Raw genomic sequence first — 16,748 nt, forward strand, 5'->3', positions numbered from 1 at the left:
CTGCCGCACGTCCGAGCCCGTCTCGCCCGGCTCCCCGGTCAGCGCTTGATGCGCACCGTCCGGGTGGTGCCGTCGATCGTCAGCTTCGCCTTCTTCAGGCCCTTGCCGAGCAGCTTCCTGCCGGCCCGGGTCGTCTTCAGGTGCAGCGTCGCCTTCTTGCCGGCCTTGATCCGGTAGCTGCCCTTCGCCAGGAGCGTGCCCTGCGCGGTGAGGGTCGCCTGGCCCGAGCAGCTGCCGACGCCGGTGCTGCAGGAGACGGTGGCGGCGACCCGCGAGGAGCTGACCGTGACCAGCGGAGCGACCGGGGTGACGGCCGGCGACACCTGGATGGTGGCGCTGTCGCTGTTGTCGCCGGCCTGGCTCTCCGGGGTCGAGGTCGTCACGTTCGCGGTGTTGACGATGTGCCCGCCCTGGTCGGCGCCCTTCTCCGTCCGGTTGGCGAGGCAGAGGAGGTAGAGGTCGGCGCCGAGAGGCTGGTTCGTCGGGTTGTAGAACTGGAAGACCCGGACGATCGGCCGCGGGTCGTTGCCGAGCACGGCGAGGCCCTCGTCGACGTCGTACCCGGCCACGATGCCCTTGGCGTCGGCCGCGCAGGACAGCGTCACCTCCATGGTCTGGCCGGCCGGGACGGTGACCGACCTGCGCACCTCGGAGAAGCCCAGCGCGTGGGTGTGGCCGTTGGCGACGCTGACCAGGTTGTCGAGGCAGCGCAGGGTGAACGTCGCCTGGGTGGCACCGTCGCTGCCGTCGTTGACGACCGCGAAGACCCAGCCGTTCGAGTCGTCCGGGTAGGTCGTCAGGACGGGCGCGACCCCGTCGAGCTGGTAGCCCGGCTGGATCGGCGTCTGGCCCGCGGCGCAGGTCAGCGTGGTCGCGGTGCGCCCCACGGGCAGCGCCACGGTCTGGCTGATCGGGCTGCCGACCACGAGGTCGTGGACGTGACCGTTGACGTTCTCGCTCTCGATCTTGACGCAGACGCCGAAGACCTTGGCCTGGGCACGACCGGTCGCCTCGTTGACGAAGGTCGAGGTCCAGCCCGTGTCGCCGACCGCGTGGTTGGCGGTCATGTGCATGTCGGCGAGCGTGCCGGTGCCCTGGTCGACGTGGTCGATGCGGCCGGAGCCGTCGGTGACCTCGTAGCCCGCCATGCACTGGGCGGTACCGGTCGCGGTGTCACCGGCCTCGACGTCGACCTGGACCTCGGTCTTCTGCACGTCGAAGAGGTGCTGGTGGTCCGCGCCGATCGCCGGGAGCGGGTCGACCTTCACCCGGACGTCGAAGCTCCGGGTCGCGCCGGCGGGGACGGTGCCGATCTCGCAACGCACCGTCGAGCCGGTGCGGGTGCACGGCGCGTCCGCGGACACGTAGGTCACCCCGGTCGGCAGGGCGTCGGTGATGACGACGTCCCGCGCGTCGGCCGCGCCGGTGTTGGTGACGGTCAGGGTGTAGGTGACGACGTCACCGACGTGCGGCGTGGCGTCGTCGACCGTCTTGCGGATCGTGACGTTGGTGACCGTCGGCTGGACCGAGGTCGTGGTGGAGTCCGTGTCCTGCACGGTGCCGCCGCTCGGCGTCGTGCCCGTCGCGGTCGCGGTGTTGTCGACCTTGCCGGCGGCCACGTCGGTCGGGGTGACCGTGTAGGTGACGTCCGTGCAGTCGAAGGACTCGCCGGGCTCGAGGCCGGCCGTCGGGCAGGTGACCGGTCCGACCTTCGGGTCGCTCACCGTCACCGGGTCCAGGTGCACGTTGCCGGTGTTGGTGACGCGGAAGGAGTAGGTGATGGTGTCGCCGGCGTCCGGTCCGTTGCCGTCGGTGTCGACGAGCGGGCCGGCGGTCTTCACCAGCTGGATCGCGCCGGTGGCGGGGAGGTCGACCGTGCGGCTGTCGTCGTCGGCGACCGTGCCGCCGCTCGGCGTGGTGCCGGTGGCGGTCGCGGTGTTGTCGACCGAGCCGTGGTCGATGTCGGCCTGCGTGAGCGTGTAGGTCCGCGGATCGCAGCTGACCGACGCGCCCGGCGCCAGCGGCGCCGTCGGGCAGGTGACCGGTCCGACCTTCGGGTCGGCGACGGTCACGTTGGTGAGCGTCACGTTGCCGGTGTTGGTGACCTTGAAGGTGTAGGTGATCGTGTCACCGTCGTCGAGGCCGTTGCCGTTGACGTCGTAGACCGAGCCGGCGGACTTGAGCAGCTCGATGCCCGGGTGCGGGGCGATCGGCGTGGTCGTCGAGTCGCTGTTGGTGACCGGCGACCCGGTCGGCGGGGTGCCCGACGCGGTCGCGGTGTTGTCGACCGTCCCGGCGTCGATGTCCGCCTGGGTCACGACGTACGCCGCGGCGGTGCAGGTGACCGACGCGCCCGGCGCGAGGCCGCCGTTCGGGCAGGTGACGGTGCCGACCTTGGGGTCGTTGACCTTGATCGGGTTCAGCGTGACGTTGCCGGTGTTGGTCACCGCGAAGGTGTAGGTGATCTTGCCGTTGGTCACCGGACCGGCGGACTTGTCCAGGTGGATGCTCGGAGCGGCCGGGACGGGGGTGGTGGTCGAGTCGGTGTCGGTGAGCTTGGTGCCGCTCGGCGCGGTGCCGGTCGTGGTCGCGGTGTTGTCGACGTGACCGGCGTCCACGTCGGCCTGGGTCAGGGTGTACGTCGTCGTGGTGCAGCTGATCGACGCGCCCGGGGCGACCGCGCCGCTCGGGCAGGTGATCGTGCCGCCGAGCTTCGGGTCGTTCAGCGTGACCGGGTCGAGGGTCACGTTGCCGGTGTTCTTGACCGTGAAGGTGTAGGTGATCTTGCCGTTGGTCAGCGGGCCCGCGACCTTGTCGAGCGTGATCGCCGGGCCCTGCGGCACCGGGGTCGTGGTCGAGTCGGTGTCGGTGACCTTGGTGCCGGACGGCGCCGTACCGGTCGTCGTCGCGGTGTTCTGGACGGTGCCGGCGTCCACGTCGGCCTGCGTCAGCGTGTACGTCGTCGACGTGCAGGTCGTGTTCGCGCCCGGCGCCAGCGTGGTCGCCGCGCACGTGATCGTGCCGCCGAGCTTCGGGTCGGTGAGGCCGACCGCGGTGAGCGTCACGGTGCCGATGTTGGTCACCTTGAACGAGTAGGTGATCTTGCCGTTGGTGAGCGGACCGGCCGTCTTGTCGAGCTCGATGGCCGGCGTTCCGGGCAGCGTGGTCGTGGTCGAGTCGGTATCGGTGACCTTGGCGCCGGACGGCGAGGTGCCGGTCGTGGTCGCGGTGTTCTGGACCTTGCCGGCGTCGGTGTCGGCCTGCGTCAGCGTGTAGACCTTCGAGCCGCAGGTCACCGACGCGCCGGGCGCGAGCGTGGTCGGCGAGCAGCTGATGCCGGACGGGAACATCGGGTCGGTGACGCCCACCGCTGTGAAGGTCACGTTGCCGGTGTTGGTCACCTTGAAGCCGTAGGTGATGGTGCCGTTGGAGATCGCGCTCGCGGTCTTGTCGAGCTCGATCGCGGGCAGCGCCGGGACCACCGTCGTGGTCGAGTCGGTGCCGGTCACCGGCGAGCCGGTCGGCGGCGTACCGGACGCGGTGGCGGTGTTGTCGACCTTGCCGGCGTTCACGTCGGCCTGGGTCAGGACGTACGCCGCGGCGGTGCAGGTGACGGTCGCGCCGGGCGCGAGCGCGCCGCTCGGGCAGGTCACGGTGCCGACCTTCGTGTCGGCCACGGTGACCGGGTTGAGCGGGACGTTGCCGGTGTTGGTCACCTTGAAGGAGTAGGTGATCGTGTCGCCGGCGTCGGGGCCGTTGCCGTCGACGTCGGTGATCGCGCCGGCGGTCTTGTCGAGGGTCAGCGCGGGCTTGGCCGGGATGAGGACGCTGACCGAGTCGGTGTCGGTGACCGTCACGTTGTTGGTCGCCTTGCCGCTGGTGGTCGCGGTGTTGTCGACCTTGCCGGCGTTCACGTCGGCCTGGGTCAGCGTGTAGGTCCTCGACGAGCAGGTGACCGAGGCGCCGACGGCCAGCGTCGTCGGCGAGCAGGTGATGCCCGCGAGCATCGGGTCGGTGACGCCGACCGTGCTGAGCGCGACGTTGCCGGTGTTGGTGACCTTGAAGCCGTAGGTGACGGTGTCGCCGGCGTCGGGACCGTTGCCGTCGAGGTCGGCGATCGCGGACGCGGTCTTGTCGAGCTCGATGGCGGGCAGGATCGGGAGGTCGGTGAAGGTGCAGATCACCGTCGCGCCCGACGTGCTCGGCATCGTGAAGGTGCCGGTGCTGCCGGACCCGGAGGCGACCGTCGTACCACCGGCCTGCTCGACGCACTTCCAGGTCGGGGTGAAGTAGTCGTTGAGGTCGGTGCCGCCCGCGGCTGTCTGGGTGATCGTGTAGGTCGTGCCGGGGAGCACGACGACCGGGCCGGCGACCTCGGCATCGGTGTTCTGCAGGCCCGTGTCGGTGCCGGCGGTGGTGCCCGTGTTGCCGGTCGTCACGCCGCTGCCGGTGATGGTGACCTTGAACTGGTCGGCGGCGTCGTGACGGCCCTGCGGCAGGTCGACCCGGGCGGCGGCGGTGCTCGGCGACGAGCACGAGGCCATGTCGTGGAGGTTGAGCGAGACCGTCTTGGTCTGGACGAGGACGCCGCTGGTCGGGTTGACCTTGAGGACCTTGCCGGCGCCGGTGCCGATGATCAGGTAGCCGTTGCCGTCGAAGGCCATCGAGGCGTACTGCCCCGAGTTCTCGGGGAGCGTGGCGAGCGAGGTGGCGGCGAGGGAGGAGCTGCCCGCGGTGCTCGGCAGCGGGCCGTTGACCCGGGCGAGGGTGCCGGCCGCGGTGGTGCTCGCGTTGCTGACGACGTAGAGGTTGCCGACGGCGTCGAAGGCCATGTCGCCGTTGTTGGACAGGCCGCTGATGGTGCCGACCTGGCCGATGCCGGTGTTGGTGCTGGTGTTGAAGGCGTAGAGCTTCCAGGGCGAGCCGCCGGCGGCGTAGTAGTAGAGGCCGTTGACCGGGTTGATCGCGCCCGCGATCACGCTGCCGGCGCTGCTGTTGGAGGACAGGCTGTAGGTGTCCTCGTCGTTGGTCGACGCGTCGAAGCGGACGACGTCGTTGCTGGTGCGGTCGAAGGCGTAGATGTAGCGGCCGCCGCCGTTGGGCAGGGCGAGCGCGTTGAGCGTGTGGCTGCCGGCGTCGATCGTCCCGTTGGCGGTGAAGGTGCCGGCGGTCGGGTTGATCTTGCTGATCGCGTGGGAGTCGCCGTCGATGCTGTAGACGACGTCGGCGGCACAGGCGAAGCTCGGCGAGGACGACGAGCCGCTGCCGCCGCCGGTCGCCCGCGCGGGTGCCGTCGGCAGCAGCGCGAGCGCCACGGCTGCGAGTGCGGCGACGAGCAGGAACACCCCGGTACGTCGTACCGGGTCCGCTGCGTGCGGACGCGAAATTGCGCGCGACAGTGACATATCGCCGGCCCCCCAGCCGTGCCTGCCCCGTGCACGGTGCACGGCATCTCAGGCGATCGGACGGAACGCTAGGGCCCGGATTCACAGGAACTGAGGGTCCTGCGGCGATCTTGAGCCAATCTTTGGAGGATCTTGAGTGCCCGGCCGCAGACCAATCAGATGCGGCCGCCGCGACGAACCACGGGCATGATCCAGCGACTCGTCCGTGCCCTCCTCGGTGTCCTCTCCGCGCTCGTCGGGGTGGCCGCTGGGCACCTGGTCGCGTCCCTGACTGACCCGACCTCCTCACCGGTGCTCGCCGTCGGCTCGGGCGTGATCGATCGCACCCCGACGCCGCTGAAGGAGTGGGCGATCGCCCATTTCGGCACCCACGACAAGGACGTGCTCGTCGGCTCGGTGATGGTCGGGGTGCTGCTGCTGGCCGCCGTCGCGGGCCTGCTCACCCTGCGGCGCTTCTGGTACGGCGCCGTGCTGCTCGCGATGCTGACCGTCATCCCGGCGGTCCTCGCCTCGAACGTGCTCCCGAGCCTGGTCGCCGCCGTCACCGGGGTCGCCGCCCTCGCCTGGCTGACCCGCGTCGCGCCCGAGCCGGAGGGAGGGACCGGGGAGGGACCGGGGCGCCGCGGCGTGCTCATCGCCGGCGGCACGCTCGCGGTCGCCGCGATCGCGATGGGCTCCGCGGGGCGGTGGATCACGTCGTACCGGACCCGCACGACGGTGGTCGACCTGCCGGCGGCGACCGACGCGGCGAAGGCGCTCCCGAAGGGGCTGGACTCGCGGGTGCCGGGGATCACGGCCTTCCGCACGCCCTCGTCGGACTTCTACCGCGTCGACACCCGGCTGGTGCTCCCGATCGTGGACGTCGACAGCTGGACGCTGACCATCGACGGGGACGTGGGGCGCGAGGTGACCTTCACCTTCGACGACCTGCTCGCGATGCCGCTGATCGAGCGGGACATCACGCTGACCTGCGTCTCCAACGAGGTCGGGGGGAAGTACGTCGGCGGGGCGCGCTGGCTCGGCGTACGGCTCCAGGACCTGCTGGATCGCGCCGACATCTCGTCGACCTCGGCCGACCAGATCCTCTCGACCGACGTCGACGGGATGACCATCTCGACGCCGCTCGACGTCGCCACCGACGGCCGGGACGCGATGATCGCCGTCGGCATGAACGGCACGTCGCTCCCGCAGGAGCACGGCTTCCCGGCCCGGATGGTGGTGCCCGGCCTCTACGGTTTCGTCAGCGCCTGCAAGTGGATCACCCGGATGACCCTGACGACGTACGCCGAGCAGGACGCCTACTGGACCAAGCGCAAGTGGGCCACCGACGCCCCGATCAAGATCGCCAGCCGCGTCGACACCCCCAAGCCGCTCGCCACCGTCGACGCCGGCCGCACCGTGATCGGCGGCATCGCCTGGGCGCAGCACCAGGGGGGCGTCTCGAGGGTGGAGGTGAAGGTCGACGACGGCGAGTGGCAGCAGGCCCGCCTCGGCCCGTCCGCCGGCTCCGACTACTGGCGCCAGTGGTACCTCCCCTGGACCGCCGAGCCCGGCCAGCACGCCATCTCCTGCCGCGCCACCGCAGGCGACGGCGACCTGCAGACCACCGAGCGCGCCTCCCCCTTCCCCGACGGCTCCTCCGGCATCCAGGAGATCGTGGTCACCGTCAGCTGAGCTCTTCCGCCCGTTGAGGTGCGAGTGCGCGCCAGCGCGGGAGCCTCGAAACCCGGCGAGCTGACCTTCGGCATGCGGGAGGACACGTACTGCTCGCCGACAGGCAGCAAAGGCGGCGCGGCGCGCTTCGGGTCGACGTCGCCTCCCGGGTTTCCGGTGGTCTCGGCACGGTGGTTGAGGTGTGAGGAGCGCCAGCGACGAGCCTCGAAAACCGGCGAGCTGACCTTCGGCCTACGGGAGGACACGGACTGCTCGCCGACAGGCAGCAAAGGCGGGTACGCCGCGCTCCCGGTCACCGCCGCCCCCGAACTTTCCGGTAAGTGCCAACCCGGTGGTTGAGGTGCGAGGAGCGCCAGCGACGAGCCTCGAAACCCCGGAAAGCCAACCATGACCTGGTGTCCGGGGAGTCGACTGTCGGCGGTCGACGAGCCGGCTTTCCGGCGCGGGACCACGGCTCGGGATCGTGACCATCCTGTGACCCCAGAACCCTGTGGATACGGGGTTCTGAGCATCATCAGTGTCGGTGGCCAGTGCTTGAGTTGAGGCATGGCAACAAGCGCGACTCCCACCCACCGAGTATCGGTGGCGATCGCGCACGCCAGTGCTGATCTGACCTCCGTCGCCGACACTGCCGCATGGTCGATGAGCGACACCGAGGCAGCCAGTGCTCTCGTCGAGCTTCAGTCACTGAAGGCGCAGGTCGCCGAGCTCGAGGCCCGCGTCGCCAGGCACGCCGACGACCAACACGTCGGGCAGGACAGGGGCGCGTCCTCGACCGCGGTGTGGCTCGCGAACCAGACCCGGACCACCCGCGCGGCCGCGCACAGCATCGTGAAGCTCGGCAAGGACCTCCACGCCCACCCGTTCACCCGTCAGGCGCTGGCTGCCGGGGTGATCGGTCGCGACCAGGCCCGGGTCATCCTGCGGTGGGTCGACACCCTCCCCGACGAGACCACCGCCGAGCAGAAGACCACGGCCGAGCAGCACCTCCTCGACCTCGCGATGGACCACGACGCCACAGCCTTGGACCGGCTCGGCCGGCGGTTGTGGGAGGTCATCGACCCCGACGGCGCCGACGCCCGCGAGGCCGAGATCCTCGAACGCCAAGAGGCCAAGGCGCTGCGATCGATGTACCTGAAGGTCTGGGAGGACGGCGACGGCTCGACCTGTGGGGCGTTCAAGATGCCGCAGCTCGGTGGCGCCGCGTTGCGGAAGATCCTGGCCGCGGTGATGGCTGCTAAGCACCAGAACGCCACCAAGGGCGCCGGCACCGGCCACCTCGCCGCTGTCCGGACCGGGCCGGAGGCTCAGGGGCAGGCGTTCTACGAGCTCCTCATGCGGTTCCCGAAGAACAAGCTCCCCAAGCTCGGCGGCCTCAACGCCACCCTGCTCGTGACGATCTCCGAGGAGTCGCTGCTGGGGCGGCGGGAGCAGGCCGGGACCATCCTCGACACCGGCGACCGCATCTCACCCGCCCTCGCGAGGCAGCTGGCCTGCGAGGCCGGGATCCTCTCCGTCGTCCTCGGCGGCGAGTCCGAGGTCCTCGACCTCGGCCGCGAGCAACGGCTCCACTCCCAGGCCCAACGGATCGCGATCACCATCAGACAGGGTGGCCAGTGCGCGACCGAGGGCTGCGACCGGACCAACGGGCTGCACGCCCACCACCTCATCGAGTGGGCCAAGGGTGGACCCACCGACCTCGCCAACGCCGTCGGACTGTGCCACTGGCACCACATGCGTGCCCACGACAACGCGTACGGCATGAGCCGCGGCCCGAACGGGTCGGTCACCTTCCACCGGCGCGAATAGGCCAACCCGGCACACGCTCACACCTTCCCCCGGACGCCGACTCCCGGCTCCCCGGGTTTCGAGGCTCGTCGCTGACGCTCCTCGCACCTCAACCAGCGAGCCTCTTGCGCGCTTGCACGCCTTCGCACCTCAACCAGCGATCCAGCGCGTTGAAAAGAAGGACCAATCCGGTCCGGCGAGGCTGCCGAATCCCTTCCCGACCAGACCCCCACGGGAAGGCACCACGATCATGAACCGCTCCCTCCGCCGTACGACCGGTCTCGCGGCCATCGCGCTGACCGCCACCCTCGGGCTCGCTGCTTGTGGCAGCGACGACAGCGACGGTGGTGCGACCGACACCCCGACCTCGAGTGCTCCGAGCTCCGACACGATGAGTGACTCGCCGTCCGAGGCGAGCGGCGCCGCGGCGCAGACCTTCGGTGACGGGTGCGCGGCCGTGCCGACGTCCGGTGACGGGTCGTTCGACGGCATGGCGACCGAGCCGGTCGCCACCGCCGCGAGCGCCAACCCGCTGCTGAAGACGCTCGTCGCCGCCGTCACCAAGGCCGGCCTCGTCGACACGCTCAACTCCGCCGACGGGATCACCGTCTTCGCGCCCACCGACGACGCGTTCGGGAAGATCCCGAAGAAGACGCTGAACGCGGTGCTGGCCGACAAGGCCACGCTGACCAAGATCCTGACCTACCACGTGGTTCCGGGCCAGCTGTCGCCCGACGACATCGCCGGCACCCACAAGACCCTCGAGGGCGAGAAGCTCACCGTCGACGGGTCGGGCGAATCCTTCACCGTCGGAACGGGTAAGGCCAACGTCATCTGCGGCAACATCCCGACCGCGAACGCGACCGTCTACGTGATCGACTCGGTCCTCATGCCGGGATCGATGAGCTGACACCCACCCCTAGGCAAGGATCGACACGTGGACCATCGCGGCCCCGCCGAGACCGGCGCTCCGTCCCCTGAGGACGGAGCGCCCGTCGGCGCCCCCGATCTCGGCGACCTGCTGCGCCGGGCGGGGCGCGGCGACGAGCAGGCCTTCGCCCGCCTGTACGACCTCGTCGCGGCCCGCGCGTACGGCCTCGCCGTCCGCGTGGTCCGCGACCGGGCCCAGGCGGAGGAGGTCACCCAGGAGGCCTTCCTCGAGATCTGGCGTACGGCGAGCCGCTACGACCCCGATCGCGGGAGCGCGCTCTCCTGGATGCTCACCATCACCCACCGGCGTGCCGTCGACCGGGTCCGGTCGGCCGAGGCGGCCACCCGCCGCGACCTGACCTACCAGCACCAGAACCAGTCCGTCGACCACGACGCGACCGCCGAGGCCGTCCAGGCCTCGCTCGACGCCCACCGGGTCCGCAGCGCCATGGCGGCCCTCACCGAGGTGCAGCGCGAGGCCGTCAGCCTCGCCTACCTCGGTGGCTACACCCACACGGAGGTGGCGACCATGCTCGACCTACCGGTCGGCACCGCCAAGACCCGCATCCGCGACGGCCTGATCCGGCTGCGCGACGCGATGGGGGTCGGATCATGACCACGCCCCAGGAGTTCCACGCCATGACCGGTGCCTACGCCGTCGACGCGCTCGACGACACCGAGCGTGCCGCCTTCGAGGAGCACCTCACGGAGTGCCCCGACTGCCGCGCGGAGGTCGCCAGCCTCCGCGAGGCCGCCGCCCTGCTCGCCGAGACGACCGCGATCGAGCCGCCCGCCGCCCTGCGCGACCGGGTGCTCGCCGACATCACCTCCGTGCGGCCGCTGCCGCCCGAGGTCCCGGCGCCCGTCGTCCCCCTCGCGGAGCGTCGTCGCCGCCGGCCCCGGCTGCTGCTCGCCGCCGCGGCCGCGGTCGTGCTCGTCGGCGCCGGAGCCGTCGTCTGGCAGCAGCCCTGGGACGACAGCAGCACCACCCAGCTGACCGGTGCCGCGGCGGTGCTCGCCGCCTCCGACGCCCGCAGCACCTCGCTCGACTTCCCCAGCGGTGCGTCGGCGACCGTCACCCACTCCGACTCGCTCGGCGAGGCGGTCATCGTCACGAAGAAGATGCCGGCGCCGCCGGCCGGCAAGGTCTACCAGCTCTGGCTCGACCAGCCCGGCGTCGGCATGGTCTCGGCCGGCGTGATGCCGGTCGAGGAGGACCAGACGGTCCTGCTCACCGGCGACGCCGCGACCGCCACCGGGGCCGGCATCACCGTCGAGCCGGAGGGCGGCTCGGACGCGCCGACCTCCAAGCCGATCGCGCTCTTCGACTTCGGGAGGTCCAAGGCGTGACCTCTCCCCGCAGGATCGCCGTCGTCGGCTCGGGCGTCGCCGGTCTCGTGGCGGCGTACGTCGCAGCTCGACCGGACAACCACGCGCACGTCACACTCTACGAGGCCGACGACCGGCTCGGCGGCCACGCCGACACCCACCGCGTCGACGGCCACGCGATCGACACCGGCTTCATCGTCCACAACGAGCGCACCTACCCGACGCTGCTCCGGCTCTTCCGCGAGCTCGGCGTGCCCACCCAGGACTCCGAGATGTCGCTGTCGGTCCGCGACGACGCCACCGGGCTCGAGTACGCCGGCGCGCTCGGCCCGCGCGGACTCTTCCCGCGCACACGCAACCTGACCGACCCGCGCTACCTGCGGATGCTGGCCGAGATCCCCCGCTTCCACCGGCACGCGAAGCGGCTGATGTCGCAGGACGGCGACGACCTGACGCTCCGGGCGTTCCTGGAGCGGGGCGGGTTCACGGCGTACTTCCGCCGCCACTTCATGGAGCCGCTGGTCGCCGCGGTCTGGTCGTGCGACCCGGCGGTGGCGCTCGACTACCCCGCGCGCTACCTCTTCACCTTCCTCGAGCACCACGGGATGCTCGGCGTCTTCGGCTCCCCGCAGTGGAAGACCGTCTCCGGCGGCTCGCACACCTACGTCGACCGGGTCGCGGCCGGGCTGCACGAGGTCCGCACCGGCACCAAGATCACCTCCGTCCTCGAGACCGCCGCCGGCGTCGAGGTCACCGACGGCAACGGCCGGGTCCTCACGTACGACGCGGTCGTGATCGCCACCCACCCGGACCAGGCGCTGGCGATGCTCGCCGAGCCGACGCCGGCGCAGCGCGAGGTGCTGGGCGCGATCACCTACTCCCCCAACGTCGCGCTCCTGCACACCGACACCCGGCTCCTCCCGCACGCGGAGGGCGCCCGCGCGTCCTGGAACTTCCGCCGCCCGGTCGAGGACCGCGGTCACGTCACGGTCACCTACGACCTCACCCGGCTGCAGCGGCTCCCCACCGACACCCACTACCTCGTGACCCTCGGCGGCGAGCACCTCGTCGACCCCGCGGCGGTGATCGAGCGGCGCGAGTACGCCCACCCGCTCTACACCCCGGCCTCGGTCGCCGCCCAGGCGCGGCTGCCGGAGATCTCGACCGATCGACTCGCCTTCGCCGGTGCCTACCACGGCTGGGGCTTCCACGAGGACGGCGCGCGCTCGGGGCGCGCCGCTGCGGAGCGGCTGGGGCTCGGATGGGGGGAGTCCCAGCCGCCCGCCGCGGAACCCGGTGTCTACGCGACCACCATCCGCCACACCCGTCGTACGCCGTGGCGGCGGTCGTTCACCCACCGATCGCACACCTGGCTCGTCGACCTCGACGACCTGCCCGACCACGGCCTCCTCGGCCGGTTCGAGGCCCGCGACCACCTGGGCGACCCCGACCGCAGCATCCGCGACAACCTGGCCGCCTTCCTGGCGCGCGAGGGCGTGGAGCTCGGCGCCGGCCGGGTGCTGATGGCCGCCCACCCACGGGCGTTCGGCTTCTGCTTCAACCCGATCAGCGTCTTCTGGGTCCGCCCGGAGCACGACCGGCCGTGCGTCGTCGTCGAGGTGCACAACACCTACGGCGACCGGCACGCCTACCTCGTCCACCCCGACGCCCAGGGCCGGGCGACGACGCCCAAGGCGATGTACGTCTCGCCCTTCCACGGCACCGACGGCACCTACGACCTGGCCGTTCCCGAGCCGACCCGACGGCTTCACGTGGCCGTCACGCTGACCACCGACGATGGAGCCCGGTTCAGCGCGTCGCTCGCCGGTCACCGCACCGACCACGGCGCCCTGCGTGCCGCACCGGCCGCCCTGACGGGCGCCGTGCTGATCCGACTGCACGGGATCGCGCTGTGGCTGCGCCGCCTGCCGATCCGCCCCCGACCCGACCACCACCAGGAGGGAGTCCGGTGACCCTCGCCGCCGACCGACCCACCCCCACCTCCGAGCAGACCCGGGCCTGGCCCGGCCTCGAGGTCGTCCCGTCCGGCCCTCGCACCGCGGTCTCGGCCGCCGTCGCCCGCCGGCTCTTCCGGCACGCCGTACGCCGACTGCCGGTCAGCGTCTCGATCGACGGGGAGCTGCTCGGCACCGGCGGCCCGACGATGGCGGTGCGCCGGCCCGACGAGTTCTTCGCCCGGCTCGGTCGCGACGGGCTGATCGGCTTCGGCGAGGCCTACCTCACCGGCGCGTGGGAGGCGGAGGACCTCACGGCCTTCCTGACCGTGCTCGCCGCCGACGTCGCCGACCTGATCCCGCGGCCGCTCCAGCGGCTGCGCGGCGCGGTGCAGCACCGGATGCCGCGCGCCCACCGGACCACCAAGGACCACACCCGCGACCTGATCGCCCACCACTACGACCTCTCCAACGACCTCTTCCGGCTCTTCCTCGACGAGACGCTCAGCTACTCCTCCGCGCTCTTCGACACCACGCTCTTCGACCCGGCCATCGACCTCGCGACCGCGCAGCGCCGCAAGATCGACCGCCTGCTCGACGTCACCGGCGTCGGCGGGGGCACCCGCGTGCTCGAGATCGGCACCGGCTGGGGCGAGCTCGCCATCCGCGCCGCCGCCCGCGGCGCGATGGTCCGCTCGATCACCCTCTCGAGCGAGCAGCAGGCGCTCGCCCGGGAGCGGATCGCCGCGGCCGGGCACGCCGACCGCGTGCAGGTCGACCTCTGCGACTACCGCGACGCCGCGGGTGAGTACGACGTCGTGGTCAGCGTGGAGATGATCGAGGCCGTCGGGCTGGAGTTCTGGCCGACCTACTTCTCGACCATCGACGCGCTGCTCGCACCGGGCGGCCGCGCCGGCATCCAGGCGATCCTGATGCCGCACGACCGGATGCTGGCCACCCGCGGCAGCTTCACCTGGATCAACAAGTACATCTTCCCCGGCGGCTTCCTGCCCTCCGCGCAGGCGATCGACGAGATCACCGCGAAGCACACGACGCTGCGGGTGACCGACCGGCTGGCCTTCGGCCTCGACTACGCCGAGACGCTGCGCCGGTGGGACGAGACGTTCCTGGCGCGCGCCGCCGAGGTCCGCGGGCTCGGCTTCGACGAGACCTTCCTGCGGATGTGGCACTTCTACCTCTGCTACTCCCGCGCCGGCTTCGCCTCGCGCTACCTCGACGTGCAGCAGCTGCTGCTCACCCGGGAGGCCTGATGGACGTCGCCACCCGTCTCGCCGACGCGGTCGAGCCGTTCGTCGGCGGCGACCTGCCGGTCCGGCTGCGCGCCTGGGACGGCTCCGAGGCCGGCCCCGCCGACGCGCCGCTCGTCGTGCTGCACTCGCCCGACGCCGTACGCCGCCTGCTGTGGCGGCCCGGCGAGCTCGGTGCCGCCCAGGCCTACGTCACCGGCGAGCTCGACGTCCCCGGCGACCTGGACGAGGCCCTCACCCACGCCTTCGCGGTGGCCGCGGAACGGGGCCTGCCGCGGCGGCCCGGTCCGCGCGCGGTGCTGCGTGCCCTCGGCGCGGCCCGTGCCCTCGGCGTGATCGGCCGGCCGCCGCGCACCCCGGCCTCGCAGGTACAGGTCGCGCGCGACCACTACGACTTGTCCAACGACTTCTACGAGCTCATCCTCGACCCGGCGATGGCCTACTCGTGCGCGTGGTTCGAGCGACCGGACATGTCGCTCGAGGAGGCGCAGCGCGCCAAGCTCGACCTGGTCTGCACGAAGCTCGGCCTCGAGCCCGGCATGCGGATGCTCGACGTCGGCTGCGGCTGGGGCTCGCTCTCGCTGCACGCCGCCGAGCACTACGGCGTCGAGGTCCTCGGGGTCACCATCGCCGGACAGCAGAAGGCGTTCATCGACAAGCGCATCGCCGACCGCGGACTGACCGACCGGGTCGAGATCCGGGTCCAGGACTACCGCGAGATCCCCCACCTCTCGACGTCCGGGGGCGGCTTCGACGCCGTGGGCTCGCTCGAGATGGGCGAGCACGTCGGACGTCGTCACTACGCGACGTACGCCGGCGTCCTGCACCGCGCCGTCCGACCGGGCGGCAGGGTGCTGGTCCAGCAGATGTCGCGGCAGGGCCGCAACGGCGGCAAGCACCCGGGCGGCGGTCCGTTCATCGAGACCTTCATCGCCCCCGACATGCACATGCGGCCGGTCGGCGAGACGATCGGCTACCTCGAGGCCGCCGGGCTCGAGGTGCGCGACGTCCAGGCGCTGCGCGAGCACTACGTGACGACGGTGGCCGGCTGGCTCGAGAACTTCGAGGCCCACCTCCCCCAGCTGACCGCGCTCCTCGGCGAGGAGGTCGTCCGGGTCTGGCGCCTCTACCTCGTCGGCGGCTCGATGGCCTTCCGCGACGGCCGGATGGGAGTCGACCAGATCCTGATGGAGCGGCCGCGGTGAACGGCCTCCTGCCGGTCGCGGGTCTCTCGCTGGCCGCGGCCGCGATCGTGATGACCCTGACGGCGTACACCGCCCGCCGCACCGGCCGGGTCTCCGTCGTCGACACCGCGTGGGGCATCGCACTGCTCGCGGTCGCCCTGGTCTGCGCGGTCCTCGCCGGCACCTGGCAGTCGTGGCTGCTGGTCGTGCTGGTCGGCTTCTGGGCCGGCCGGCTGTCCTCCCACATCTTCACCCGCTCCCGCGGCCACGGCGAGGACCCGCGCTACGAGAAGCTCCTCGGCGGCAGCCTCGACGAGGTCGGCATGGGCGTGGCGGTCCGCAAGGTCTTCCTGGTCCAGGGCGCGGCCGTCTGGCTGGTCTCGCTGCCGCTCCAGGGCGCGGCGGTCGCCGGCCCGGACCGGGGGTGGGTGGTCTGGGTCGGCGTCGCCGTCTGGGTCCTCGGCGTGGTCTTCGAGACCGTCGGTGACGCCCAGCTCAAGGCCTACAAGGCCGACCCCGACCGCGGGCCCGTGATGGACCGCGGCCTGTGGTCGTGGACGCGCCACCCCAACTACTTCGGCGACGCCTGCGTCTGGTGGGGCATCTGGCTGGCCGGCGGCGTCGCGTCCGGGTGGGTCCCGGGCCTGGTCACCGTGCTCTCGCCGGTCGCGATGACGGTCTGGCTGGTGTGGATCACCGGCGCCCGGCTGCTCGAGCAGACGATGATGCAGCGGCCGGGCTACCCGGAGTACGCCGCGCGCACCTCGATGTTCGTGCCGCTCCCGCCGAAGGGTTAGGACTCCTCGCCGGCCTCGCGCTGGCGCTTCTTCTGCTCCTCGTAGGCCTTGCGCTGCGCCTCGGCGCGCTCGCGGACCTGACGGAGGAACTCCGCGTCCTTCTCGGGGTCGACCGCGGCCGCGCGGCCCGGCCGGTCGTACTCCGGGAACGCCGGCTGGTCGCGCTCGTGCGCCGAGGGCCGGCGCACGCCGCTCTCGGGACGCCCGGCCGCCAGCCAGGCGATCGACCCGACGAGCGGGAAGAACAGGATGATCAGGACCCATCCGACCTTGGGCAGGTTGCGGATGCGGTCCGACGGGCTGCCGATCGCGTCCACCAGGCAGAAGACCCAGAGGGCGAACACCACGACACCGAGAAGTCCCTCGAGCTTGATCACGGCGCCGAGTGTCCCCCATCGGGGTGGCTCGTGGGGTCACT

The 16,748-nt window shown here is 71.7% G+C and carries 11 protein-coding genes; 9 read left to right on the plus strand and 2 right to left on the minus strand.

What is annotated here, in order from left to right; all coding sequences use genetic code 11:
* Nucleotides 1–38: 38 nt before the first annotated feature.
* Nucleotides 39–5,345: a CLIPPER-2 domain-containing protein gene (locus tag K8U61_RS07615; RefSeq protein WP_224122398.1), complete on the minus strand. Its 5,307-nt coding sequence runs from the start codon at nucleotides 5,343–5,345 to the stop codon at nucleotides 39–41.
* 246 nt (nucleotides 5,346–5,591) lie between these two features.
* Between K8U61_RS07615 and K8U61_RS07620 the strand changes: the two genes are divergently transcribed.
* From K8U61_RS07620 to K8U61_RS07660, 9 genes are all read left to right on the plus strand, one after another.
* On the plus strand, nucleotides 5,592–7,079 hold the full coding sequence (locus K8U61_RS07620; RefSeq protein WP_224122399.1) for a molybdopterin-dependent oxidoreductase: 1,488 nt from the start codon (nucleotides 5,592–5,594) through the stop codon (nucleotides 7,077–7,079).
* A gap of 642 nt (nucleotides 7,080–7,721) precedes the next feature.
* Entirely contained in the window at nucleotides 7,722–8,888 is a 1,167-nt protein-coding gene (locus K8U61_RS07625) for an HNH endonuclease (protein ID WP_224122400.1), read from the plus strand.
* Nucleotides 8,889–9,117: 229 nt separating this feature from the next.
* On the plus strand, nucleotides 9,118–9,777 hold the full coding sequence (locus K8U61_RS07630; RefSeq protein WP_224122401.1) for a fasciclin domain-containing protein: 660 nt from the start codon (nucleotides 9,118–9,120) through the stop codon (nucleotides 9,775–9,777).
* A 27-nt stretch (nucleotides 9,778–9,804) separates the two neighbouring features.
* Nucleotides 9,805–10,413, plus strand: a complete 609-nt coding sequence (gene sigK, locus K8U61_RS07635) for an ECF RNA polymerase sigma factor SigK (RefSeq protein WP_224122402.1) — start codon at nucleotides 9,805–9,807, stop codon at nucleotides 10,411–10,413.
* On the plus strand, nucleotides 10,410–11,147 hold the full coding sequence (locus tag K8U61_RS07640; protein ID WP_224122403.1) for an anti-sigma factor: 738 nt from the start codon (nucleotides 10,410–10,412) through the stop codon (nucleotides 11,145–11,147). The genes sigK and K8U61_RS07640 overlap by 4 nt, the downstream gene beginning before the upstream one ends.
* The gene (locus K8U61_RS25400) at nucleotides 11,144–13,099 is read left to right on the plus strand and encodes an FAD-dependent oxidoreductase (protein ID WP_224122404.1); all 1,956 of its coding nucleotides are present in this window, start codon (nucleotides 11,144–11,146) and stop codon (nucleotides 13,097–13,099) included. The genes K8U61_RS07640 and K8U61_RS25400 overlap by 4 nt, the downstream gene beginning before the upstream one ends.
* The gene (locus tag K8U61_RS07650) at nucleotides 13,096–14,352 is read left to right on the plus strand and encodes an SAM-dependent methyltransferase (protein ID WP_224122405.1); all 1,257 of its coding nucleotides are present in this window, start codon (nucleotides 13,096–13,098) and stop codon (nucleotides 14,350–14,352) included. Before K8U61_RS25400 ends, K8U61_RS07650 begins: the two co-directional genes overlap by 4 nt.
* Nucleotides 14,352–15,554, plus strand: coding sequence for an SAM-dependent methyltransferase (locus K8U61_RS07655; RefSeq protein ID WP_224122406.1), 1,203 nt, complete (start codon nucleotides 14,352–14,354; stop codon nucleotides 15,552–15,554). Before K8U61_RS07650 ends, K8U61_RS07655 begins: the two co-directional genes overlap by 1 nt.
* On the plus strand, nucleotides 15,551–16,330 hold the full coding sequence (locus K8U61_RS07660) for a DUF1295 domain-containing protein (RefSeq protein WP_224122407.1): 780 nt from the start codon (nucleotides 15,551–15,553) through the stop codon (nucleotides 16,328–16,330). Before K8U61_RS07655 ends, K8U61_RS07660 begins: the two co-directional genes overlap by 4 nt.
* Here the strand turns inward: K8U61_RS07660 and K8U61_RS07665 are convergent.
* Nucleotides 16,327–16,707 carry a PLD nuclease N-terminal domain-containing protein gene (locus K8U61_RS07665; RefSeq protein ID WP_224122408.1) on the minus strand — a complete coding sequence of 127 codons (381 nt, stop codon included), beginning with the start codon at nucleotides 16,705–16,707 and terminating at the stop codon, nucleotides 16,327–16,329. The genes K8U61_RS07660 and K8U61_RS07665 overlap by 4 nt on opposite strands.
* Nucleotides 16,708–16,748 lie beyond the last annotated feature (41 nt).

This window comes from Nocardioides mangrovi (assembly GCF_020073815.1).
Classification (GTDB): Bacteria; Actinomycetota; Actinomycetes; order Propionibacteriales; family Nocardioidaceae; genus Nocardioides; species Nocardioides mangrovi.